This is a genomic window from Aquidulcibacter sp., from assembly GCF_020253525.1.
Taxonomy (GTDB): Bacteria; Pseudomonadota; Alphaproteobacteria; order Caulobacterales; family Aquidulcibacteraceae; genus Aquidulcibacter.
In genome coordinates, this window is the sequence record NZ_JADCBK010000113.1 from 17,687 (window position 1) to 39,300 (window position 21,614).

Consider the following 21,614-nt stretch of genomic DNA (forward strand, 5'->3'; position numbering starts at 1 on the left):
CCTAAAAGACTTCAAGAATTGAAGGCACGCTTCCAGACGGACTCTCGTTCGTTGGATGCGGAAGCCCCGCTTGGTTTGGAGTCAACCGTGGTCGCGTTGGCGATGCGTCTTTCACGCTCGGCGCGGATGTCGGCAGTCGTTCGGGATGGTAGAGATTTGAGCGTTGCCTTGTAGTCTGAAAGGAATCCGGCATAGACGCGGGGGCTGTTGCTTGATTCAAGCTCCCTGCGGTCTTCCGGTGGTAGTTTTCCTACCCATTCCTTAAAGCCAGCAGAGCGGCTGACCTCCACAAAGTCCGCATGTCCGAGTTCGGTGAGGCGTGTTCGAGTAGCGTTGAACGCAGCGGCTTCCGCGGCCAGTTCTCGTTTCTCTTTCGCTGCTTCGATTTCGGCATGGACTTCTGGTAAGACTGACGCTTGTTGCTGCAACGCGGCTAACTGCTTCTTCAAGTCGAGAATCACACCGCCAATTTCGCCGTAATCGTCCAGCAGTTCGGCGTCCTTCTCAGTGATAGCTTGTCGGCCTGATTTCTCTTCTGCCATGCGCGCTTCGTTGGCCTTTTGCAAGGCGTGGTAGCGCGGCATGACACCATCGAGACGATTGCGGAGTTCCGCAATTTCACGATCCTTTGGGTCCTCTGTGGGTTGATGAGCCTCCGCCGTTGCGCGTGCCGGAGTTTCCTCGGACACTACTGCTTCGGTCGTCTCTTTCGCACCAGAATCATCACCGACGGCTTCTTTGAAGAGTGCTGCAAGCTCTTCGGTCGATGTGGATTCTGCTACGGGCTCGGGTGTTGCTTCTACGGTTGGGTTTGAATCTGCGGTTGTATCGTAATCACTCATTGCTTGCGTCACCTGTTTTGGTTGGTAGTTCGATCACCCAGCGAAGCATCCACAACTGGCCGGCGTAGTAGGTGCGCTGTGCGTCGGTGAGCTCGGGGGATTCGGCTTGTTTCTGTAAACGCTCACGCTTGGCCTGATAAGCCTCGGCGAGTTTCTTGTACTCAATCATGCGAGCCGTGGGTTAGGCGCTTCAACCTGAAGCTCGATGGCGTGCTTGCGGTTGTCGTTGTCGAGCTTCTGACGCAGTTCCGCAAGTCGCGTTTGCAGTCCCATCACGGCGGTTTTGTCGGTCGACTCCATGCTTTGCAACTGAAGCGCGTACTCTGCCTCGCTCACCATCTTGAGCAATTCATCCCGCGATGCCGCGATACGCTCACGCGACTCGATCTCTTTCGCCTTCGTCTCGTTGTTCATCTTGGCGATTTCAAGGCGAGGATCTGGTGCGGCTTGTGATTGCTGTTGCGCCATGGACTCTTGCCACTTCTTGACATCGGCCTCGTCTGCCAGTACGTCTTCAGGGTTGATGCGTTGGCCTTTGGCCATGCCTTCCAAGAACTTCCGGGCTTTGAAGTAGCCGGCGGTCTGTGGGTTGATCACATAGCCAAGCATCTGCGTGTACCACTGGCCTTGTGACTCGGCTTCCATCAATGCCGCAACACCGCTGGTCACAACTTCAAAGTCACCTTTGATTGATTCGTCCTCGTTGTACTGCATGTTCCAGTGATAGAACCGCGTGATTACTGGGTCCATCACGTTGTCCTCATACCGTTTCAGGATGCGGCGAAGCGTTTCGTTGGCAGCGTTGGCGCGGATTGTGGCCTCGCGCGCGGTCGTTGGGCTGAATGACTCAAAGCCCTGCGACATCTGCGGGAGCATGGTTACATCGTCCATCAACCGATAGAACATTTCGTAGGCAGAGTAGAAAGCCTGCAAGTTCACCGGTGTCACGACGTTGATCAGTGCCTTCGATAAGTCTTGACCCGGAATATCCTCAGTCGACTCCCAATCCTTGCCGGGGTAGCAGTCGTTGGTGCCGTCCACCCCTTTAATCAAGCCCGTGTTGATAATCCGCATCGGGATAGCGGCTTCGCGGGAGTGATCCAGAATCGCCCGTGCCACCGCATTCACCGCTCTTGCTGGGTCAGAACACAAGTCGGGCACGCCATACCCGCACAAACCAACACCATCAGGGAAGGGTGCAAACACCGATACGTTCAAGTGCCAGCCGGCTTTGACCAGCAGGGGCTCGATCTTGGCAACCTTGTCGTTAATCAACCATACAATGCACAATTCTTTTTCGAGCTCGGTCGGACATCCACATGCGAGCAATTCATCCTTGCCGATGGGACCGACATACTTCTTGACCAGGTACGGCGCAACGCTGGAGCTCGCACCCACAATGGCACGCATCTGTTCTTGCCAGTTGGTTGTCGCTGATGCCCGGCGAGCGCCTTCTTTTTCCAGAACTTCCTCGAACACCGCCTGATCCATGCCGTCTTGCTTGGCCAGATCGCGGAGTTCCTTGGCATTCAGCCGGTAGACGCGGAACCAGTCGGGCAATTGGTCTGGACGTTCTACTGTCTGATCCCAGTAGAAGTCCCAAGGCGAACAGCGTTCAACACTTACCCGCGTTTCGCTCTTTTCCTCGACCTGATAGACCTTCTTGACGTTGCCGGTTTGTTCGCCGGCTTCATTAACCTCGGCGACCTCTTCCTGTTTGTAGCTGACCTTGGCCACCTTCTTGACAATCGGTGCCTCGAGAATGCCAATGCCGTAGAGTGCAGCGTCGTCAATGATGTAACGCTGCTCGGCGTTGAAATCACACTCGGCCATCTGGTCTTCGACCACGCGCTCCATGCGCTTACTGGCTTCGGCTGCGACTTCTTTGGTGGCTTTGGCCAAGTCATCGGCTGTGACTTCTGCACCTTCCTGCGTAAGCCCAAGTGTTTCGCTCTTCCCAGCCATTTCCGCCACCTGAGGGATTGCTGAGTGCGTGAATGACCAGTTCTTGCCGTCAGTCGGCATGGCCGCGGCTGCAAGTCTTGAAGCAAAGCCTTCGGTGTACTTGCGCGTGAGGCCGATGTAGACCTTGGATGCGCCTTTTTTTTGGGCCAATCGCTGTTCTGTATCGGCGTCGTACTTGTTGTTATAGGCTCTGAGGTTCTCAAGCCAGCGATTCTCGAGCGTGAGCTTGTCGGTCTCGTAGTTCTTGAACTTCTCACACAAATTCTTGGCGAGCGTGTCCTTGATCACCGAAACGTCAAGTTTTTCTTCTTGCTTCTCCGGTGACTCGATTTGCTCGTCCATTGTGTCCTGTTAGTAGCCTGCTCGACTGTCGCCGACGTTGATGCGGTTGAATTGGGGTGCTCGCGGTTGCTTTGCTTTTGCGGCACGCATCACACCTTCGATTGCGTAGCGAATCGCATCAATGGTGTGGTTCTTTTTGTCCGGTAACACTGAAATGATCTCGTTCGTCATTGGGTCGCGCTTGTACTGATAGGCGCCCAACTCGTCAATTACATGCAAGCAACGCGGGTGAACAATGATGTCGAAGCTCTGCATGAACTCAACACCCTGCTTGACCGAGCCTGCCCCTTTTTGGCTTGGGGCAATCTTCGGGAACCCGTGCTTTTGCAAATGGCTGATTGTTTCCGGCCGCGAACTATCTGCCGTAATGAACCATCTGCGCGACTCGGGAACCGTGTCGAATAAATCGGGCAAGTTGACGATCTCGCATCCAACGACATACGCTTCATGGTCGATGTAGATACGATTGCCTTCAACGCTGAGTCGGACCAGCACGCTAGGGTCAACGCTGTAACCCCAATCCGCACCGAATCGGTAAATCGTGCCGGCTGGACGTTCAAATGCTTCTATCCGCCAGTTCTTGAATACCCTGGCTTCGCTTGCCGACTCGTATTGACCGCGCCAAATATGCTGATACTTGTCGGGATCTCGGACGCGCATGTATTCCATTTCGGCTTGCAGCACGCTCGGGAACCAAGGGTTGTCGTGATAGTTGACTTCGACAACCACCGAATCGGGCGGCGGTTGATCGCCACGCAAAAACATATCGACCGGATCAGTTTTGTTTAGCGGGTTCCAGCTAAACCAGATTTCCGAGCCGTTTTTACGAATCGTCGGCGTCAAGAGCTCAAGGCTTCTCGCGCTGAGACTTTGCGCCTCTTCCACCCATGCAATATCAAACCCCTCAAGCGACTTGATCGAGTCGTTTGTGTGGTTCTGCATGCCCTCGAAAATGATGACACCGCCGTGCTTGGACTCAATGTGCGTATCAAGCACCCGAAAGTACGATTGCACGCCCAACGCTTCGATCTTGTGTTCAAGCAACTTCTTGACCGATTGTTTTAAGCTGCGCTGGACCTCGCGCACGCATACCGCGTCGGTCTTTTCAATGGCCGAACACTCAATGAGCATTTCAGCGAAAAAGTGTGACTTGCCTGATCCGCGTCCACCGTGTGCGCCTTTGTAACGCGCTGGCTTTAGTAATGGTGCGAACGCTCGCGGCGTCTCAATCCTTAGTGTGGCCAGGATCGATAATCACGCGCTCAATCCGCGTGACCTCCACTTTTAGCGGCGAATCCTCATCACCAGACAGCAATGTTCGATCGCCGTATTTCTTCGGCGCCAGTTTCGAAGCGTACCATTTACGGGCGTCAACTCGGAGTCTGGCGCGTGCGATATGGTCGTGGTCAACAACATCACGACCGTCTTTGTCCACCGTGTAATCGCGGGTGCCGTCGTCGGCAATCTCTACGATCTCAGCGGCCAGATAATCGGCACAATCTTCTTTCGCGCGCGCGTATTGCTTAGAAAACCCGGCGTCTTCACCGATCCACTTCCAAAGCGTCGGCTGCGAAATGCCCACTTCAATACACATGGCTCGCGCTGATTTGCCCGTTGCGATGCCCTCGCAGATGGTCTTGAGCATTTCTTGCGTTCTGTATGTTGGCCGACCAACTTTGCGCTTTTCGGCTTTATCCTTACCTTCCGCCCCTGTTTTTTTCGCCTCTAATCGCCTTGTAGAAGGCGAAGTCTTGGCTTTCCCTACCTTTTTGGCGGATTTGGTCGTACTTGCCATCGGATTACTTGATTCCCATTCGGTTGTTGAATGTCTTGGTGAATGCCTCGTCTTCTTGACGCGCAGCTTCCGCGTCCGCGCCTTGTGGGGTTTCGATATCGCTCATGTGATTTCCTATCTGGCGAAAACTAATTTAAGGAGTGCTGCGCCCATCATTGCAATGCCAGCCAAAATGCCGGTGACTACCCACTTTCGCGTTTCTTTAAGCTGCGGCATAGCCAGTTCAATGGCGTTAACGCGCAAGTCCATTTGGTCAACCGCGTGATCCGTTTTTGCAATCGAGGTAAACGCGCGTTCAAGTGCTCCACGGGTTTCCAAGTGGCGTTCTTCCAATAAGCTGAAGCGGTTTATGGCTTCGCCTATCTTATTTAAGGCTTCGGTTTGATTCTCAAGTTGCCGTTCGACGGCAGATAACCGAAAGCTGGTTGTGTCGTCTGGTGGCATGGTTACTTGATCGCTTGTAGTCGTTGGTTACACATCTCTAACGCGCCTTCCAGCGCCAGCATTCGATTCCACATGTCCTGATTCGTCGCCCCGTTCGTCAGCCCGGCCGGGGCTTCCACCCGTGTTTTCAGGGCTTCGTCCACCTTGCACACCTGGGGGACTGGTGGTTGTTTGGTCGAAACGCAGCCGGAGAACGTCAGTAGGGATAGGGCTATCAGCCCAAGTCTTGACGTCCGGCTGTTTGTTTTTGAGTTCTTCCAGGTCATTCGATACTTTCTCGATCTTGGCGCGGACTGTTCTATCAAAAACGTCTCTTGCCAAAAGTTTCTTGTTGAGTTCGGCGCGTTTGGCTTCCGCGTCCTCTGCGGCTGTCTTCCAGCCGTCGCGCTCCGTCTCGGCGGTTTGTAGCTTGGCAAGGATCGGCTCTTGATAATGCGCTTTCAGGGCGTGGTTTAGATACCAACCCAATCCCATCAATCCAGCCAACGCCACTGCGTACAGTGCAAGCCTGATCTGCCATGTCAAAATCATAGAAGTGCGGCCTCAAGTGCGCGGCGCTTTACCAGCCCAGGCAATACTTTTCCGCCGCCTTTGTTCCAGCGCCGGATTTGATAGCGGGCTTCCTGCCAATCACCGGCATTCACCGCGCGGCGGAGCGTGCTCGCCTGATAGTTCCCAGCGCCCAAGTTGTAGACGAAACTGGTGATCGCCCCAAGCCGAACATCGTCGTTTGCCAGCGTCGGACTCGCGGCCAATGCCTGTTTTTGGTGTTTCGACCAATCAACTTCGAACATGGCGTCAGCTTGCTCTTGGGTGATTGGCGGGTGGTCCAGTGATTTCAGCAGCCTTCCCCAGCCAATCGTCGGGTAGTTCGCCGGGCAGATGTATGGGTGAATCATGGTGCCTACTTTCTTGTGGCACCCTTCCATCATCTTGGCGATGTCCTTGCCGGTCATGCGCTGTTCCAGCGGTCGGCAATCAATCGCGCGTTTTCGATGCTGGTGATTACCGCGCCGGGCTTATGCGGGAACGTCAGACAGTTAAATCCGTTGGCGTTCATCACACCAGCCCAGCCCGGCGTAAATTCCTCAGCACGATACGGCGGTCTTGCAAAATGCGGGTTTGGCTTTGCATCTTCCGGCGACATCATATCTTTTTCAGCGTCCTATCAGCAAAAAAGTAAGCGAGAACACCGGACAATAAGCCCAGGTCGTCAGTGTTGTACGTCCGAACACCGGTTAGAACCACGGTAACGTAGGTTGCTACAAGCGTGAATGCCACTACTGGCCGCACGAACGGGCTTAGTACCGGCTCGGCTTTGTATTGCTTGGTGACTGACTTTTCCAGCATGTCGGCAAAAGCTTGGGCGCTGGCCACTTCCATGGCCGTAGCCTCCGGACGGAATGCCTCGATCTTGTGGAATTCGAGTTGCTTGTCTTGCATCGCAAGCTCATGCCGGCGCTCAAGGTGCCGATCGCCATACTTCAAGAATTCTGGCGTGAGACGGAACAGACCGCCTAGCAGCATTCCGATTAGGGCTTCCATCCGGCGCTCCAATGAAAAAACCCCGCTCAATGGCGGGGTTCGGAAAATTTAGGGGGCAACTTGCCCGTGATCGTCAAAATTTCAGCATGATTTTCTTATTGTGGCTGCGGCTTTTAACTGCCTGCGCGCGAGTATGGGGAAATAAAAAAATGATGTCAAGCAGTTTCGTTTCTCCACTCGCCAATACTGTTAAGCAAGAAGCAATTTGTGTTTAGCCATGAAATCCCATTCGTCTGCATTAATTGATGCGGCAGGTATTTTTTTTCTGCTCATGGCATCAGCTTCATCCCTAATTAAAGATGCTTGGTGATATTGGCCTTTAAGGTCGAGTGCTTCGGCGCGGTTATAAAGCGCCTCCCTTGCGTTGATTATTTGGGCAATTTCGATTAGCTCGTTTTCTGTTCTCATTTTCCTCATTTTCTCTATCTCCATTTGACTATTGTTCGTAATTAAGCGCGGACAACGCGGTAGGCATAGTAGCCGCCCACGCGGCCCGTTGAGGGCTAGAATCGGCCATATTTTACGCCGCCAACGACACGACAACGGCTGCGATGGTTTTGGCGCGTTTGGGATCGTGCGGCACCCAGACGGATGCAAACCAATCGGCAACCGGTGGCAGCATTACTGCCCGCACATGCGCGGGCAGTGGCTCTTTGTTGTTGAGCCATGCGCCTAGACGCGAGAGTGTGTAGGTGCGGCCCATTTCCGCGTTGAGCGCGGCCAGAGCTGCGGGACGAGTGCCGTGTAGCGCGATGTAGTTATCAACGAGGAGGTGTTTTGTGGTCATGTTGGTTCCCGGGCCGTTAACGTTAGACCGGCTAGGTAGCCGTTACCTAGTGCCGCGCGCGATGGGTCGGTAGATTCTGCCGCCGATAGCCATAACTGATGCTCTGCCTCGGTGCCAAAACGCTCGCCGTGCTGGGCGCGGCGTAGGCCGCGCATGTAGCCCGTCCACCAGTCGGATTTAACGGGGTCAGTTTCGATGCGCCGCAGCGCATCGGCGCGGCGCATCAATGCGGCAAAGTCCGCCATTTAGACCCCGTAGCCAAAACAGACCGTCTCCCGGTCGCTCGCTGCCGCTGCGCGTCGCGCAGCGTATGTGTCCTCAATTTCGGCCGCGATAGCGTCAGAGCGCGACTGGTCTCCCGTCAGGGGTTTTTGCCGCACACTAATAATTGCCCAGTATTGGTTAGCAGATTTGAAAATCTCTGCACCTCGGAAATTAACCTCTGCGCTCATGGTGCCGTTCGTCGTGTCCCACGCTCCGTACTGCACGGCCTCGCCGAGCGTCATGGTCTGCAAAAACGGCTTGTTTAGCGAGTATTTCTCGGCGCGACTAACTGTTACCTCGTCGGATTTATCTAGTAGCACTGCGTACTCGTCATGGCGCAGGCGGTTGCTGATGATTTTGTTTGAGCTAGACATTTTGAATCTCCTACCGGAGCTACCTGCCGGGGTCAGGGCATCGCTGTATGCGATGTAGTGACTATACGGGCATCTGTATAGTCTGTCAAGCACTTTTTGCAAATAAATTAAAAATATTTTTATCGGCAAAAAACCCGCAGTAGATCCCGCACGATCGGTGCCGCCAGATCCTCGCCACACCAGCGTTTAGCTGGTTGGCGGCGATCGGGGGTTAGGCATCGGCCTTCAAATACCACCTGACCGGGTTTGCAGGCTGGCTTCGGTATCGCACAGATATAGCCGCCGCTTGGCTTGTAGCACGGATCAATCGGCAGCGCGGGTGGATGACACTCGTTCGACTCGATTTCGCAGCGGCTTGGTTCGGCTGGATTGCTTTGGGCGTGCGCTTGCGTGGCCAGCAAGATCAGACCTGCGGTAAGTAGTGTTTTCATGTAAATCCTTCGTTGAGATGTCTACGCAATATAGATTTATTGTTCGGGGGTTTGGCGATGGAAAACGATGGTGTCACGCTCCGTTTGGTGATCCGAATGCCGGTGGGTCGATTGGTTTGGTAGCCGCTCTCACTTTTTTCTTGAGCTCTAGGTGTTCAACCAATAAGGCACGGTGAAGTTCTTTCCATTGATCACGCTCGGCTGTGAGGGCTTCAGCTCGGGCAAGCTGCTCTCGCCAAGCGTCACCATCAACTAATAAACGCTGGCAATCAGCCGCCGACACCTAAAGTTGTCCGTCGAACAGTATTGCTGGAATTGGTTTCATCGCAACACCCGAGCCCAATGCCTAATCGCCGTCACTTCGCACCGCTGGATGATCTCTAGCGCGTTGTTGATCTGTTCCCGTGCGTGCTTGCGCTCCACATGGCCGCGTAGCGCGTCACCGCATTCGTCGTCTGAATACTTGCGTTTTCCCGTGCCGTTACAGTCTAGGCACATTTTCATTGGCTGAACCCCGTTTAGGTCGGGTATGTCGTGATCGGGGATTTCCTTTTTCCCTTGGCACGTTGGGCACATGTCAATGATGTGCTGATGCAATGCAGCTCTAGCCACAACATGCGCGGCGATGTAGTCGGGATGCGTCAGGCACTCGGCGCGTTTTTCGACAATATCAATCCAGTCTGCCGCGTTTATCACATTCATCTGTTTTTTCGCAATCAGCATTTCGCACGCAATTTCCGCCACGGCGCGGGAAAACAGTCTTGGTTGTAGTCCGTTTTTCACGGCGAGCGTGGTCATTCCAATCGCCACCCAGCGTACGTCCCTTGCCGCTAGTTGTGCGTTGTCGGTTTGCCGCATGTGGTGTTCTTTTAACTGTGCGGCTCCTACTGCCGCTACACGGTCGCCTGGTGCCCTCTCAGCGGCGAGGACGATTGCCAGTTGTTCTCTGCGGCTGATTTTCATTCGATCACTCCTGTGGTCTGGTACTTCATGTAAGGAAGACGGATTAGGGTTTGGAAACGGTTTGCGGCTTGTTCGTCCCCATCCAATTGAAGACGGGAAACTATTTCGACCACTAGGCATAGCCTGATTTTGGTGTTGAGTTCGTCAGTGCCGCCGGCGTACTCGTCGCCCCATCTGTCGGCAAGCCATTCTTGAAACTTCCGATCCTTGCACCATTGCACCGCCAGCATACAAAGCGGTCCGGGCTTATCTTTCTCGGGCTCGGCTGGAATCTGCGGTTTGTCAAACTGCGGATTCAGCGGCGCTAGCGCCACCGGCATATCTATTTCGGGAAATAGCCGATGGAAGTTGGCCTTGTCCTTTGGCTCAACGTGTAGCTTTATTTCAAGCGTACCGTCAACCATTTCGCGGACTTGGCGGCGGACAGCGGATATGGCGGCTTGGGTCATAGCTTCATCTACGGCAGAGGATAAAGCCGGAGCCCTTCTGTTCGCAGCGTTGCAGCGCTTCCAGCATCGTCTCGCCTTTATGCCACTCTGCGCTTATACCAATAGCGTCATCCTTCCATCTACCGCTGCGCTCACCGGCTTTATTATTGAAGTCAATGTTAATAACTCGATTGATCTTGCGTGGGAACGGCAACCACTTGCACATGCGCCAGCGCCATTCACGTTCTTCGCCGTTAATGGCCGCTATCCTGGTTTGAGTCTCACCAGACGTAAGAGTGTAGGTGTACGGATGCCACTCGCTAACTTCATTTTTGAGCGCTTCCATGCGTGCGTATCCGGCTTTGGCGATCCACTTGTCCAACAAATCAGCGTGGAAACTGCCGTCCGGTTTCAGTAGCGTGTGACGGACGTGCGACCATGAGTAAGGCATATCAACACCGATAAACTTGCCTTTCCAGTGAATGTGCCACTGGTCATAGAACGGCCAAGCGAATCCAAAGATGCCATGCCACGAGCCATCTTCTTGCTTGTATTTGGCAAACCATATCGGCGCGTTGATGTAGAGCGCCGGGAACCCAAACGCAATAATGAGTTGTCCTCGCTCTGTGCCCCCGTAGTCGTAGATGCTGTAATAAAGCGCAATCTTAAAATTCCACGAGATTGAACCCCAGCGGAATAGCCACACTCGATCTCCGACGAAGTGCGGCTTAAAATTCGACAACAACGCGCTCATACACTTCCTTTCAAAATAGTTGATCCTGTTCTTTCGGTTGATAGTGCTTCCCTCTGCATATCGGCCCATTGACGCTGAACAAGTCGATGATGATCTTCTGCCCGGCCTTCTTCGACTCCGGCTGGCAGAAAGCCATTGATCGCTTGTCCATCCATTCGCGTAGCTTGGGGTCGGATGATTGGCGGGTGTTTGTGCACATTGAACAGTTCACGCAACTCTTATCTCCCCGCTACGCCAGCATTGGAGCCAATAAGAATCATCCGTCACCAGCGATACGGCGTCACACTTACCAATGTCGATCAAACCGCGCTCAATCAAGTTCTGCCGCGTGCGCTGCATCGCCCAAGCCATGATCATTTCGCGCGCGTACCGCGATAGGCTCTTGCCAAAGTCGAGTTCGTGGTGGCATGCAGCGCATCCGTGCGCGTGATATGCGTCGTGCGCTTTCTGCGATTTCGCCTTACCGTGTCGGCTGCTGTTGGAATGGCAAGATACTGAATGCTCGGGGTCGTGCGGACCGGCTGTGATCAGCAATGTGCAGGGCATTCCCTTGGCCAGGTCGAGCAACTTCTGGTTCCGGTACATATCCTGTTTCGGGAACATGAGTGCGCCTGTGTTCCGTGGGGCGCGTTTGTACTTCACGCCTTTTTTAATGATCGGTCGGTTTTCAAGCTGTGTGCTCATCGCTTACTTTTCCAAAATCTATGCGCTGCTAATTTCACGGTAGGCCAGAAGATAGCCAAGCCCTGCCGGATCAGCAGCACCAGGCAGATGGACAAAAGCCAGTTGCGAATGTCGGTCATGCCGCTTGCTCCTGTTCTTGGGAGATTGCTTCGACGGCTTGAATGCGCTCTCCTATGAAACGCATCACGTTCACCGCCATGCTGTTGCCCAGCGCCTTGTAGCGCGGACCGTCAGCAGCGGGTTTGCCGCGATAAGGAACATCAGTCCAGCCATCCGGAAAGCCTTGAAGTCGCTCACATTCGACGGGAGTTAGGCGTCTGACCTGCATGGCTGGGGTCATCACCCCGTCATGCCGTCCGCCCTGTCCGCCGCGTTGCAATGTCGCGCCAATGTTTTCGTGCGCGGTAAGCTCTTCGCTCCAGCCGATTGCAGGCGCTAACACCAACGGCGCTGCATCACCCTTGCCCGTTTCGCCGGATTGCGCCTTGAGTGGCGGCACGACTTCTGACGGCGCGCCTCGGTCGTTTCGGGCGAAGCGGGATTCAAACGCCACCGCCGGCATCACCCCTGCATTCGCATGGCTACCGCTATGACCGCCCGCGCGGAGTGTTGGCGATAGGTCTAGCTGTGCGTCGGCTCCGTGGTCTTTGGCGCTGAATGCAAGAACCGCATGCTGGTCTGTCTTCGTCAGCGTATACATCGCGCCGCTATCGTCCGCGCCGGTACCATTGCCGCCGTTCTCGGGCTTGCGTCCGATCACGTTGCCGGGGATCGCCACCGGCACAAAATGTCCCGCTGCCGCGCCTTCCGGCCGACCGCCTGCACCGCCTGAAAAGCTATCCTTGCAGATCGCGCCTGCAACCGGCACCAACGGCGTACCTCTCCCCGTGCCGTCTTCGGATGCGTCGAACCCTTCGGCTTTGAGCGAGTGAGCAACATCGAAGCCGCCCCCGGTTTGTACCGGAATCAGATGTCCCGGCTTCGTGTCGGAGTCCGCTCCCTTCGCGTCGCGCTCCTGTAGGCACCCCGCCGTTTCCGGCAACAGGGAATATCCGCCCTGAGTAGGCGTCTTGGCCGTTAAGCCCCCCCCCCACATGTGAGCGCCGTCTGTTAGTGCGCCTACGGTTGCGGGGACAGCGATGACTGGATCTTGTACACGACTCTCTCCAGTTCGCTCGACGCCGCGACCACTTGCTGTAAGGCTTGGCGCAGTGCAGGCGGCAATTCTTTGCCCCGCTTCTCTACGCGGCGGAGTATGCCAGCACAGGCTTTCGCGCTCAATAAATAGCGGCGGTCTACTTGTCCAGTTTCCAGAATCTCGGACAATGAAGACACGCCTTCTGCGCTGTGGTACGGCTCGGGGATGTGATTCCACTCGGACGATTTGTGCATCCAGAGTTGCCCATTCGACCAACCCTTTCGGGCCGACAGCAAAACCGGCGTTTTCCCAGCCGTCTCCCGGTACGTCAAATTCGCACCCAGCCATTTCTCCAACCACGGCAGCAAAGTCTCTGCCCTTGTTGCTTGAGAATAGACCAGGGACATTTTCGACGCCGACGAATCGGGCGCCGGACCATTCTGCAATCTCCATTCCGGTAAAGAAAAGTCCAGACCTAGTTGCGCTTCCATCCTCATTCCTCAATCCAGCACGTTTGCCGGCAACTGATAAATCCTGACAAGGAAATCCGCCGATCACTACATCGATGTGACCGAGCTTGCGGATTTGTTCTTTTGTGATCTTGGTGACGTCGCCCAAGTTCGGCACAGTCGGGTAGTGCTGCGCCAGAACCGCACTCGGGAACGACTCAATCTCTGCGACGGCTGCACACTCCCAACCGAGCGGCTTCCACGCGACGCTCGCAGCCTCAATCCCACTGAAAAGGCTGATGTACCTCACGCCGCCTCCCGCATTGCTCTCACAACCAGCCACACCGGCACCTTGGTTCCATGCCGTTTTGGGTGCTTCGCAAGCTCGGTTCCCTGCAAAATCAATCCGGCTTTTGCGGCGCGCTGGTAGATGCCGCCCCATGCCCGTAGGTTTGTCGGTTGAGCGAGTCCGTATTCGACTGACGCATCTACCAATTCCCACGGCCAGAACTGTTTGCGTTCGGCAATGAAGCGCTTGAGAAACGCATAGGCAAGCGTTGTCCAGCCTTCGTACTCTCTGTCTGCTTTTTCAGCGGCTAGGGTCATGCCGCGATTGCCGCGCTCGATGGCGTCGAAGATGGTTAGTTGCTGGTTCATTGCCGCAAACCCTTCGTCGCTTCTTCTCCGCAAAGCTCTGTATGCAGATCGAGGATCTTGAGCGCCTTGGAAAACCGTGGTTCTGTTTTCATTTCGTCGCGCGCGATTTGTGCAAGGAAGCCTACGTTTTCGCCCATCATTTTTGACGCTCGTGAAAGCGAAACGTGTTTGCGGATATTCAGCGCGGCGCGCTGCCAGTCAACACGGATTTCGGTAAGGGTGATTTGTTTCATGCGGCCCTCAACTGGCGGATATAGCTGCTACGCTGGAACGTCTGCCCTTCCGAGTACCGCTGGCTGGCCTGATCGAACCACAAGGAGAATTTGCCGTCCCATTCGCCATGACGTTGTTTGTCGCAGTTCACAACACAGTCCGGCTCTGCCATAGCCTTGTTGTCGTTACGGTTGCGCCATACGCCGAAAGCGTTGTCCACTTGGTCAGAGATCGATCCCGACCCCTTGGCGTCATACCGACCAGGCACACCCGCGCCGTGTGCTGGCTTCTTGGTGTGGTGAATCAGGTGGGCGTGAATGTTGGTGTCTTGGGCGACGGTACAGAGCGCGTTTACAAAATCCTTTTGCCCGTTGTAATCGTCTTCACCACGAACGCACTTCATCAGGTTGTCGACAAATACATGCTGTATGCCGAACTTGTCCTGCGCGTATCGAATGACCGCGATGATCTTGTCCCATTGCACCGAACCGCGACGGTCGTAAACCCATAACTTCCCGTCCGTCCAGTCGTGGAACGTATCAACACCTTCGATTGAAGGCTGATGTACGCCAATGGTCTGCCGGTTCATTTTCCCTAGCGTTGTGCGCGGTGGCATTTCGAGCGAGATCACCAACACCTTCCAGCCGGACGCAATCAGGTGTACCGCGACATGACTGGTCAGCGTCGTCTTACCGGAATAGTTTTCGCCATGCCACAACGAGACTTCACCCGCGCGCAGCCGAATGGTTTCATGGGTTTTCGCCCACGGCAGTAATGCGCCTTCGGTGTTTCCGCCACCATGAAAAAAGTGTTTGACCTGATCGCGGAAGTAACTCGCCGGCCGAACGTGCTCGCCTTCATGCCGGTCTTCCAAATAGTCGGAAAGGTCGAGTGTTTCGGGGATGATTGTGCTCATCTTGTGCTCCAGCAGTACGCCGGCAACGTAGGGAAGTTTTCAGGGATTCGCTGAATCGCAATGTCTTTTCCAGTCGGGTTTTTGAATCGCGCCCATTGCTTCCGAACCTCGTCATCCGTGGTCGTTTCAGCCCACTTGAACCGAGCCCAATACCAGCCGTTGTCATGGTCGTACAGGCACAAGTAATCGACATGCGGAACGATGTCTAGCAAGGCTGGCGCCGCATGTTTCACGGTTGGCGCGACAATGTGCATAAGATGTTTTTCAGCCCAAGACCAATCTTGATTCGGCCGATAGCGGCGTGACGGCATACGGCCAGTCGGATTGCAACCTACGGTAACTTCGACGTCGTAGCTCATAGCGCACCCGCCCATGCGGTTTGATGATCGGTGCCGTTTTTTTCCTTGAGAGCGTAGACGTCCTGCCAAGAATGGCGAACGCTTTGGTCAAGAATTTGGCCGGCCCCAGATTGGTCAGGGCATAGCTTGTGCAACTCCGCGACGATCAACTCCTTGGCGCGATCAGTCATCGGCTTCCGCATTTTCTTTCGCATTTCCTCAAACGATTGCCATTGGTCTTTAGGAATCCAATCCGGCAACACGAAAGTTTTTGAGGTTTGCTTTTTCGTTGATGCACCCTTGAGGGAATCAGGAGTCAATGAATAGGGAATCAGCGCGGCTACAACGTGTTCACTTCCGTTAGATAACGGAGTTATAACGGGCGATTCGCTAAATGATTGATTCGGCTCCTCTTTGTCTAAAAAGTCAGGCAGATCGCTTGGCTTTTCGGTTGGGTGTGGCGACTGATGTTTCGTGAAGTTGACGATGTAAATTAAGGCAAGTTTTCGAGCAGTAAAACGCTCAATAAACTCTAACCGTTGTAGTTCCGTTAGATAACCGTTAACGTCTAGGCCATCACGGTATGGGAACAATTCAGCCTTAATGCGAAGCGGCCGGTCTTCTAAAATCCCGCGACGATCTGCAAGCGTCCACAACCCCTGAAACAACAGCGTAAGGATTGGGTCGGCCTGCCCTAGCAGCTCGTTCTTAAAGATGCTGGGCTTGAGATTTCTAGCGCGCGCCATCAGGCAGCTTTCTTTATCTTCACGGCGCTAAAAATCGTGTTGCCTTTTGGCCGAAGGCGATTGATCAGCCTGATTTCGTCCATAGCCCATTGCCCGACGCGGCTAGACGGCTTGACCTTTACAAACACGCGCGTTGATTCAGTAGCCACGCCCCAAGACGATCGAAAGTTATTCGCGTACCCATATTTGAATTTGTGCTCATGCAGGCGTTTTCTGACGTTGTTAGAACTTCCAACGTACACAAGCTCGTCATCGAAATAAACGACATAAACTCCCGCACAAGTCGGAAGAAGTGGGCTATCCATTGTCAGCAGTTCAAACAAATGCCACCTATTCGGTCGTATTTCCATAACGCGGCGATGCTGCGTTTCAACCGAGCGAGGGCTGAAACTTGTCGTGTAAATCAAACCTTTCTCAACCATGCACGAACCTTTCAACGAATCAAAAATAGGACCGCAGCGTGTCATGTGGATTCGTTACACATGACGGGATGCCTCCCTGCTGCGGGTGAAGCAATCTGTAAAACTCCCACCTATCCATGCCTTCGGTGGGGTACTACCGGCTCCTAGAGGGCTTACATCGTGTCTAATGCCTCAGTGCGTGTGCCGATCTCTTACCTCAGTGGCCCCCCAACATCGCATAAGGGCTTGCGTCTCTGCCGGTCTCCTAGTCTCGGCGTTAAACCTCTTTGGTAAAGATTCCTTGTTGCTGGTAAAGCAGCTTTGACTTCAAGCGAAACAGGTTGTAGGCTGGCGTTTTCTTCAAACTTGCCTTGGACAATCCCGTTGCATGAGTTGAAAATTTCACATCCTCGCAGACCGTCCGCCACTTCCCTTTGTAGAACTCTTCGTAAGTGAAGTCTGGGATGAAGTACGTTGCCCGTTGGCTTTGTCGGTCTTCGGTCGCTGGAAAAAATGGCGTGACTTCGTAGCTGATCTTGGTGCGCAGGTTGCGGATAGTCCCGGACTTCTCGATTAAACGAAGCTCTTGGTATCGAGCAAGCTCACGTTTCGAGTCGAACACTTCGCCGTCAAATTCCACCTTGTCGTTGCCAAATTTCGCCGTAGCTTTCTTGGTGGCCTTCGCCATGCCTAAATCAAGCGCAGCCAGTACGCCGCCCTTCACACGCGCCTGGTGCGCTGTGAACTCTTCTGGTGACATGCGTAGCTGGTTCATACGTTATCCGTCGTCAAATCAGCCGCACGGCGGGGCATAGTGCTAATCATGGACAACCGTACTTCTCTCTCGACCAGTTCCCGTAAATACGCCGCAGGGGTGCGCTCTGAGGGCTTGCCGTCCGGCTTACGCTCACGGGCAAGGCGCATAAATGCGGTCTTGGTTTGGGCGTCAACGTCGGTGCGTAATGGAACATCAATCGGCCCATTAGCCCCGATCACTTTCGGTCGCGCAAAACGAGTCATATCTACTTGAGCGATGTGTCTCATGCGATTACTCCATGTAAAAAAGCCTCGGCCTTTCGGCCAAGGCGAAACCATCGCTTGCATCACCGGTACGGGAGGAGCCGCATCGGAAACCGTTATGAGCGATGGAGGGGTTCATGCGGCGTCCTTGAATACGTCCGGTGCAATTTCTTCACGCGGATATACGTCAGCACCAAAGAAGCGTTCGAGCGGGATAGCAAACTGCGCCGGGATCGGGCGAATCCTGTTGCACCACTGGTACACAAAGTCCGGCGATGTTTTGCAAGCTGCGGCAATTTCTCGACGCACAGCGGCCTCGGACATTGATAGGGTTTTGGCGCGCCTGGCTACCAGCCGTTGAATTTTCAGAATATTAGTTTTCGAGCTCATGGTGAAAATAGTAGCACCGCTATTAAATGCTTGTCAACTGCTATTTTTATCTTTCGTGGGCTGGCGAATAATTGCGCTATGAGCGAGGCGACTAATACCCAAGAAGCATCAGCCTTAAAACGGATTTACAAAGCTCGGGTAACAATGTCGCAACAAGCCTTTGGCGACCTGTACCAAATAGGCTCGCAGGGCATGGTTTGGCAATATCTGAACGGCAAGAGACCGCTGAACAAAGATGCCGCTGTGAAGTTTGCGCGCGGCCTTAACTGCCAAATTGAAGATTTCAGCCCTCGTCTTGCAGACGAACTTGCTGCGATGGTTGCCAGTTACGCAACGAACATGCGCCAACAGGGGATTGCGCTGGAGAGCAAAGAACCTACGTCAAGCTCAAACATCAAATCCGCCCCACTAGCACGAAAGGCCGTGCCGGTGATAACCCTAATAAGGGCGGGGGCAATGAAAGAAATCGACTACGTACCAGAGGTGTGGCAAGGTGATCGCTGGGAATCGCCACAAGAAAAGTTAGGGCCGAGGGGTTGGGCTCATGTAGTAGAAGGTGACTCGATGGACGACGGCACAGATAAGGGAATCCCCGAAGGGTGGCTTATCTTTGTAGACCCCGATCTTGCACCGCGCGCGGGTAATTTCGTCATCGCAAAAGATGTTTCCACTCAGTCTGCGACGTTCAAGAAACTGACGTATGACGGTGGGCGATGGTATCTAAAACCGTTGAACAGGCAGTACCAGGCGATTGAGATTGATTCGCCGGAGCTGCGGGTGATCGGTGTTGTAACGGAGGCGCGACCGCCCTCGCGCAAATTACTATGATGGGGTTATGTATGAAACGAGTCATTGCAGCATCAGTATTGCTTATCGCGCTACCCGCCTTTGCAGGAACCGCCTATCTGAAACGTCAGTGGTTCGATAAAAACGGTAATCAGATGTGTGAATACGACAACGGCACAGTGTTAAATATGGGCGCTAAACCATGCCCATCGAGCATCAAGACCTAGATAACTGGGCACAATCACCCGCTACCCGCCGCATTTATTTGTTGGCGGGTATTTTTTTTGCATAAATCACTAGCAATGCTCTTGACAAGATAAATAGCATTGCTGATAATTAGCCCCATCGCAGCAAAACACCGCAGCGATTACCAAAGCCGGATCGGGTAGCACGAATCAGCCGTACAGCCCCACGTAAGCCCGATTAGTCGGCGGTGTCAGGCGATAGCAGAGGAGGGCAGTAGAGGTTAGCCGAAAGGCGATAGCAGCAAGAGCAATTAGCAGGGATGGTTAGTTGATGTTGTTGTTGAGTGTAGGAGAACTTCGGGCGCGCAAGCCGAGCGAACGGGCTGCGGATTTTTCTGGAGATAAGCGTGGATAAGTTTGACGAAGATTTAGCCGTGTTGTTCTTTTTTGGCGTTCTCGCTTGGTTAGTGGTGCTGCTATGAATAACGCCTCAAACCTAGCAGACCTATCACAACGCCGCGAAAAGAACCGCATTAACAATGAAGCAGCGGTAGCCAAGATCGAGGGCTATCAAGCTGGATATGACAAGGCGAAACAGATTTACACCGGACTCGTATGGGCGCTCAGTCTGTACGGGATTGTGATGACAACAGCTTATTTTGCGAGGTAGCAATGAGTATTCAAATTAAAGACAGAATCAACGGCAGGGTGTTGTTTGAGGCTGATGCGAACAGTATTAGGGTTGCGTTGGAGTTGGCAGTTAAAGGCAATGCCGATTTGCGCGTGGCCGATTTGCGCGGGGCCGATTTGCGCGTGGCCTATTTGCGCGGGGCCGATTTGTGCGGTGCCGATTTGCGCGGGGTCAAACGCGAGGCTTTAAAGGAGGCCGATATTAGTCAGAAGCTAATCATCGAATCCGCAACGCGATTAACGCACGGCTGCCACAGCATTGCCGAAGCAAGCGGCTGGTGGACAGACCTTAAAACTGGCGAATCGCTTGTTGGCAAGAAGAACGTGCCAGAACTGTTGATGTTGGTTGTGTCCGAACTTGGCGAAGCAATGGAGGGCCACCGCAAAAACCTGATGGACGACAAGTTACCGCATCGCCGGATGGTTGAGGTTGAACTAGCTGATGCCGTCATTCGCATATTCGACATGGCCGGTGGCATGGGCTACGACGTTGCAGGCGCGATTGCCGAGAAGTTGGAATACAACGCCAGGCGCGCAGACCACAAGCCGGAGAACCGCACCGCCGATGGCGGGAAGAAATATTGATGGACGCCGCGAAACAGTCTCAAGCGCGAGTACACGCTTTTATCGACGCATGGGATCGCGGCAAGTGTGACGGTGAGGGCGGTATGAAGTTTCACATTGACGGCACACTGCCAACAGGCCAACAGATATTTGTCTTTGGCAGCAACTTGGCTGGCGTTCACGGCGCAGCCATGCCGCTTGATCGCATTGAGCCCCACATCAAAGTTTTTCTCGACTTTGCCGCGAGCTGTACGGACGAGTTTTTTGTGACGCGCATAGGGTGCGGCCTAGCCGGATACCAAGACGCTCAAATTGCGCCGCTGTTTAAGGGTGCTCCACCGAATTGTTCTTTTGCAAACCAGTGGAGGCGATACCTATGAAAATCGCCCGCAATATTTTGACGGCAAATAGGCTTAGAGAGGTTTTGAGCTACGACTTGGAATCAGGTGTTTTTACTTGGTTAGTACCATTAAGCAACCGAGTAAAGGTTGGCGATTTTGCTGGCGCTTTCAGGCCAGATGGTTATCTGGTTATTCGCGTTGATGGTTCCCTTTATCACGCTGGCAGATTGGCCTGGCTGTTTGTTACGGGTCAATTTTCAGTTGGTCAAATTGATCACAAAGATCAGAACCCATCAAACAACAAGTTTGCCAACTTACGCGACGTTCCGCAAAGAGTGAATTTACTAAATAAGAGTAACGCTAATTGCACAAGCAAAACAGGAATTCGCGGCGTTAATTTTGACCGCCGTAGGAAAACAAATCCGTGGCGGGCGCGAATATTTGTTGACGGCAAAGAGATATTTCTTGGTTGTTTCCCCGATGCGAAAAGCGCGCTTTTCGCTCGTTTGACTGCACAAAAAAAATATCATCCCACCAACTTCCCCGATGAATGGAAACCTTATGTCTGATTCAAAACCACCAATTGCCTTTAAGGGCTTTGATCACAAGTGGCAGTGTCGCGAATATCAATACGCCGTTGGTGAGTCGTATGAGCACAAGGGCGCGGTTAAAGCGTGCGGCAGCGGGTTTCATGCTTGTGAGGTTCCGCTAGAGGTCTTTGGTTATTACCCGCCCGTAGGTGATGGCGGTCTGCTGCACTCATTCGCGCTGGTCGAGTGTTCGGGCGAGATTCACCGCGACGGCAGCGATAGCAAGATCGCATCGGCAAAGATTCACATCAAAGCCGAACTATCAATTCCGCAGCTAGTCGGCCACATGGTTTCGTGGGTGATATCGCAGATTGACGCGACGATTCCACAAGCAGCGACCAACACTGGCGACCGAAGCGCAGCGACCAACACTGGCGACCGAAGCGCAGCGACCAACACTGGCAACTACAGCGCAGCGACCAACACTGGCTACCAAAGCGCAGCGACCAACACTGGCAACTACAGCGCAGCGACCAACACTGGCGACCAAAGCGCAGCGACCAACACTGGCAACTACAGCGCAGCGACCAACACTGGCAACTACAGCGCAGCGACCAACACTGGCAACTACA

The 21,614-nt window shown here is 53.9% G+C and carries 36 protein-coding genes; 7 read left to right on the forward strand and 29 right to left on the reverse strand.

Annotation, left to right across the window (positions count from 1 at the left end):
• Window positions 1-11: 11 nt before the first annotated feature.
• The 29 genes from IOB61_RS12855 to IOB61_RS12995 form a co-directional block, all read right to left on the reverse strand.
• Window positions 12-842: a hypothetical protein gene (locus IOB61_RS12855; RefSeq protein ID WP_290817361.1), complete on the reverse strand. Its 831-nt coding sequence runs from the start codon at window positions 840-842 to the stop codon at window positions 12-14.
• Window positions 835-1,011 (reverse strand): hypothetical protein, encoded by a 177-nt coding sequence (locus IOB61_RS12860; protein ID WP_290817363.1) that lies wholly within the window; start codon window positions 1,009-1,011, stop codon window positions 835-837. The genes IOB61_RS12855 and IOB61_RS12860 overlap by 8 nt, the downstream gene beginning before the upstream one ends.
• Window positions 1,008-3,149, reverse strand: coding sequence for a hypothetical protein (locus IOB61_RS12865; protein WP_290817366.1), 2,142 nt, complete (start codon window positions 3,147-3,149; stop codon window positions 1,008-1,010). The genes IOB61_RS12860 and IOB61_RS12865 overlap by 4 nt, the downstream gene beginning before the upstream one ends.
• 9 nt (window positions 3,150-3,158) lie before the next feature.
• Window positions 3,159-4,397, reverse strand: a complete 1,239-nt coding sequence (locus tag IOB61_RS12870) for a PBSX family phage terminase large subunit (protein ID WP_367272857.1) — start codon at window positions 4,395-4,397, stop codon at window positions 3,159-3,161.
• Window positions 4,375-4,944, reverse strand: a complete 570-nt coding sequence (locus tag IOB61_RS12875; protein ID WP_290817368.1) for a hypothetical protein — start codon at window positions 4,942-4,944, stop codon at window positions 4,375-4,377. The genes IOB61_RS12870 and IOB61_RS12875 overlap by 23 nt, the downstream gene beginning before the upstream one ends.
• Before the next feature lie 114 nt (window positions 4,945-5,058).
• On the reverse strand, window positions 5,059-5,388 hold the full coding sequence (locus tag IOB61_RS12880) for a hypothetical protein (RefSeq protein ID WP_290817371.1): 330 nt from the start codon (window positions 5,386-5,388) through the stop codon (window positions 5,059-5,061).
• Window positions 5,389-5,390: 2 nt separating this feature from the next.
• Window positions 5,391-5,654 (reverse strand): Rz1-like lysis system protein LysC, encoded by a 264-nt coding sequence (gene lysC / locus IOB61_RS16875; protein WP_367272856.1) that lies wholly within the window; start codon window positions 5,652-5,654, stop codon window positions 5,391-5,393.
• A 261-nt stretch (window positions 5,655-5,915) separates the two neighbouring features.
• Window positions 5,916-6,344, reverse strand: a complete 429-nt coding sequence (locus tag IOB61_RS12890) for a lysozyme (RefSeq protein WP_290817376.1) — start codon at window positions 6,342-6,344, stop codon at window positions 5,916-5,918.
• Complete coding sequence (locus IOB61_RS12895) at window positions 6,341-6,535, reverse strand: hypothetical protein (RefSeq protein ID WP_290817379.1); 195 nt, start codon at window positions 6,533-6,535, stop codon at window positions 6,341-6,343. Before IOB61_RS12895 ends, IOB61_RS12890 begins: the two co-directional genes overlap by 4 nt.
• Entirely contained in the window at window positions 6,535-6,933 is a 399-nt protein-coding gene (locus tag IOB61_RS12900; protein ID WP_290817382.1) for a hypothetical protein, read from the reverse strand. The genes IOB61_RS12895 and IOB61_RS12900 overlap by 1 nt, the downstream gene beginning before the upstream one ends.
• Before the next feature lie 189 nt (window positions 6,934-7,122).
• The gene (locus IOB61_RS12905; RefSeq protein WP_290817384.1) at window positions 7,123-7,350 is read right to left on the reverse strand and encodes a hypothetical protein; all 228 of its coding nucleotides are present in this window, start codon (window positions 7,348-7,350) and stop codon (window positions 7,123-7,125) included.
• Between the two features lie 103 nt (window positions 7,351-7,453).
• Window positions 7,454-7,720: a hypothetical protein gene (locus IOB61_RS12910; protein ID WP_290817385.1), complete on the reverse strand. Its 267-nt coding sequence runs from the start codon at window positions 7,718-7,720 to the stop codon at window positions 7,454-7,456.
• Window positions 7,717-7,965: a hypothetical protein gene (locus tag IOB61_RS12915; RefSeq protein ID WP_290817387.1), complete on the reverse strand. Its 249-nt coding sequence runs from the start codon at window positions 7,963-7,965 to the stop codon at window positions 7,717-7,719. The genes IOB61_RS12910 and IOB61_RS12915 overlap by 4 nt, the downstream gene beginning before the upstream one ends.
• On the reverse strand, window positions 7,966-8,358 hold the full coding sequence (locus IOB61_RS12920; protein ID WP_290817389.1) for a hypothetical protein: 393 nt from the start codon (window positions 8,356-8,358) through the stop codon (window positions 7,966-7,968).
• Between the two features lie 752 nt (window positions 8,359-9,110).
• Window positions 9,111-9,752: a hypothetical protein gene (locus IOB61_RS12925; protein WP_290817391.1), complete on the reverse strand. Its 642-nt coding sequence runs from the start codon at window positions 9,750-9,752 to the stop codon at window positions 9,111-9,113.
• Complete coding sequence (locus tag IOB61_RS12930; RefSeq protein ID WP_290817394.1) at window positions 9,749-10,201, reverse strand: hypothetical protein; 453 nt, start codon at window positions 10,199-10,201, stop codon at window positions 9,749-9,751. Before IOB61_RS12930 ends, IOB61_RS12925 begins: the two co-directional genes overlap by 4 nt.
• A gap of 4 nt (window positions 10,202-10,205) precedes the next feature.
• A complete protein-coding gene (locus IOB61_RS12935) occupies window positions 10,206-10,934 on the reverse strand; it encodes a hypothetical protein (protein WP_290817396.1) in 729 nt (242 codons plus the stop codon).
• Between the two features lie 207 nt (window positions 10,935-11,141).
• Window positions 11,142-11,618 (reverse strand): nuclease domain-containing protein, encoded by a 477-nt coding sequence (locus IOB61_RS12940; protein ID WP_290817397.1) that lies wholly within the window; start codon window positions 11,616-11,618, stop codon window positions 11,142-11,144.
• Window positions 11,615-11,737 carry a hypothetical protein gene (locus tag IOB61_RS12945; RefSeq protein WP_290817399.1) on the reverse strand — a complete coding sequence of 41 codons (123 nt, stop codon included), beginning with the start codon at window positions 11,735-11,737 and terminating at the stop codon, window positions 11,615-11,617. The genes IOB61_RS12940 and IOB61_RS12945 overlap by 4 nt, the downstream gene beginning before the upstream one ends.
• Window positions 11,734-13,515 carry a DNA cytosine methyltransferase gene (locus IOB61_RS12950; protein ID WP_290817400.1) on the reverse strand — a complete coding sequence of 594 codons (1,782 nt, stop codon included), beginning with the start codon at window positions 13,513-13,515 and terminating at the stop codon, window positions 11,734-11,736. The genes IOB61_RS12945 and IOB61_RS12950 overlap by 4 nt, the downstream gene beginning before the upstream one ends.
• Window positions 13,512-13,862 carry a hypothetical protein gene (locus tag IOB61_RS12955; RefSeq protein ID WP_290817403.1) on the reverse strand — a complete coding sequence of 117 codons (351 nt, stop codon included), beginning with the start codon at window positions 13,860-13,862 and terminating at the stop codon, window positions 13,512-13,514. Before IOB61_RS12955 ends, IOB61_RS12950 begins: the two co-directional genes overlap by 4 nt.
• On the reverse strand, window positions 13,859-14,095 hold the full coding sequence (locus tag IOB61_RS12960; protein WP_290817406.1) for a hypothetical protein: 237 nt from the start codon (window positions 14,093-14,095) through the stop codon (window positions 13,859-13,861). Before IOB61_RS12960 ends, IOB61_RS12955 begins: the two co-directional genes overlap by 4 nt.
• The gene (locus tag IOB61_RS12965; RefSeq protein WP_290817408.1) at window positions 14,092-14,991 is read right to left on the reverse strand and encodes an AAA family ATPase; all 900 of its coding nucleotides are present in this window, start codon (window positions 14,989-14,991) and stop codon (window positions 14,092-14,094) included. Before IOB61_RS12965 ends, IOB61_RS12960 begins: the two co-directional genes overlap by 4 nt.
• Window positions 14,988-15,350 (reverse strand): hypothetical protein, encoded by a 363-nt coding sequence (locus tag IOB61_RS12970; RefSeq protein ID WP_290817411.1) that lies wholly within the window; start codon window positions 15,348-15,350, stop codon window positions 14,988-14,990. Before IOB61_RS12970 ends, IOB61_RS12965 begins: the two co-directional genes overlap by 4 nt.
• Window positions 15,347-16,075 (reverse strand): hypothetical protein, encoded by a 729-nt coding sequence (locus IOB61_RS12975; RefSeq protein WP_290817414.1) that lies wholly within the window; start codon window positions 16,073-16,075, stop codon window positions 15,347-15,349. Before IOB61_RS12975 ends, IOB61_RS12970 begins: the two co-directional genes overlap by 4 nt.
• A complete protein-coding gene (locus IOB61_RS12980; RefSeq protein ID WP_290817417.1) occupies window positions 16,075-16,497 on the reverse strand; it encodes a GIY-YIG nuclease family protein in 423 nt (140 codons plus the stop codon). The genes IOB61_RS12975 and IOB61_RS12980 overlap by 1 nt, the downstream gene beginning before the upstream one ends.
• Before the next feature lie 256 nt (window positions 16,498-16,753).
• Window positions 16,754-17,251 (reverse strand): DUF1064 domain-containing protein, encoded by a 498-nt coding sequence (locus IOB61_RS12985; protein ID WP_290817421.1) that lies wholly within the window; start codon window positions 17,249-17,251, stop codon window positions 16,754-16,756.
• Window positions 17,248-17,520 (reverse strand): hypothetical protein, encoded by a 273-nt coding sequence (locus IOB61_RS12990; protein ID WP_290817424.1) that lies wholly within the window; start codon window positions 17,518-17,520, stop codon window positions 17,248-17,250. The genes IOB61_RS12985 and IOB61_RS12990 overlap by 4 nt, the downstream gene beginning before the upstream one ends.
• A 111-nt stretch (window positions 17,521-17,631) precedes the next feature.
• Window positions 17,632-17,886, reverse strand: coding sequence for a YdaS family helix-turn-helix protein (locus IOB61_RS12995; protein WP_290817427.1), 255 nt, complete (start codon window positions 17,884-17,886; stop codon window positions 17,632-17,634).
• A 78-nt stretch (window positions 17,887-17,964) separates the two neighbouring features.
• Between IOB61_RS12995 and IOB61_RS13000 the strand changes: the two genes are divergently transcribed.
• From IOB61_RS13000 to IOB61_RS13030, 7 genes are all read left to right on the forward strand, one after another.
• Window positions 17,965-18,714: a LexA family transcriptional regulator gene (locus tag IOB61_RS13000; RefSeq protein ID WP_290817430.1), complete on the forward strand. Its 750-nt coding sequence runs from the start codon at window positions 17,965-17,967 to the stop codon at window positions 18,712-18,714.
• 11 nt (window positions 18,715-18,725) lie between these two features.
• Window positions 18,726-18,899 carry a hypothetical protein gene (locus tag IOB61_RS13005; protein ID WP_290817433.1) on the forward strand — a complete coding sequence of 58 codons (174 nt, stop codon included), beginning with the start codon at window positions 18,726-18,728 and terminating at the stop codon, window positions 18,897-18,899.
• A gap of 436 nt (window positions 18,900-19,335) precedes the next feature.
• Window positions 19,336-19,527, forward strand: coding sequence for a hypothetical protein (locus tag IOB61_RS13010; protein ID WP_290817436.1), 192 nt, complete (start codon window positions 19,336-19,338; stop codon window positions 19,525-19,527).
• Window positions 19,528-19,529: 2 nt separating this feature from the next.
• On the forward strand, window positions 19,530-20,132 hold the full coding sequence (locus IOB61_RS13015; protein ID WP_290817438.1) for a pentapeptide repeat-containing protein: 603 nt from the start codon (window positions 19,530-19,532) through the stop codon (window positions 20,130-20,132).
• The gene (locus tag IOB61_RS13020) at window positions 20,132-20,491 is read left to right on the forward strand and encodes a hypothetical protein (RefSeq protein WP_290817441.1); all 360 of its coding nucleotides are present in this window, start codon (window positions 20,132-20,134) and stop codon (window positions 20,489-20,491) included. The genes IOB61_RS13015 and IOB61_RS13020 overlap by 1 nt, the downstream gene beginning before the upstream one ends.
• On the forward strand, window positions 20,488-21,021 hold the full coding sequence (locus tag IOB61_RS13025) for an HNH endonuclease (protein ID WP_290817443.1): 534 nt from the start codon (window positions 20,488-20,490) through the stop codon (window positions 21,019-21,021). Before IOB61_RS13020 ends, IOB61_RS13025 begins: the two co-directional genes overlap by 4 nt.
• Window positions 21,014-21,614, forward strand: a 601-nt coding sequence (locus IOB61_RS13030; RefSeq protein WP_290817446.1) for a hypothetical protein, incomplete at its 3' end; no start/stop codon positions are given. The genes IOB61_RS13025 and IOB61_RS13030, both read left to right, overlap by 8 nt.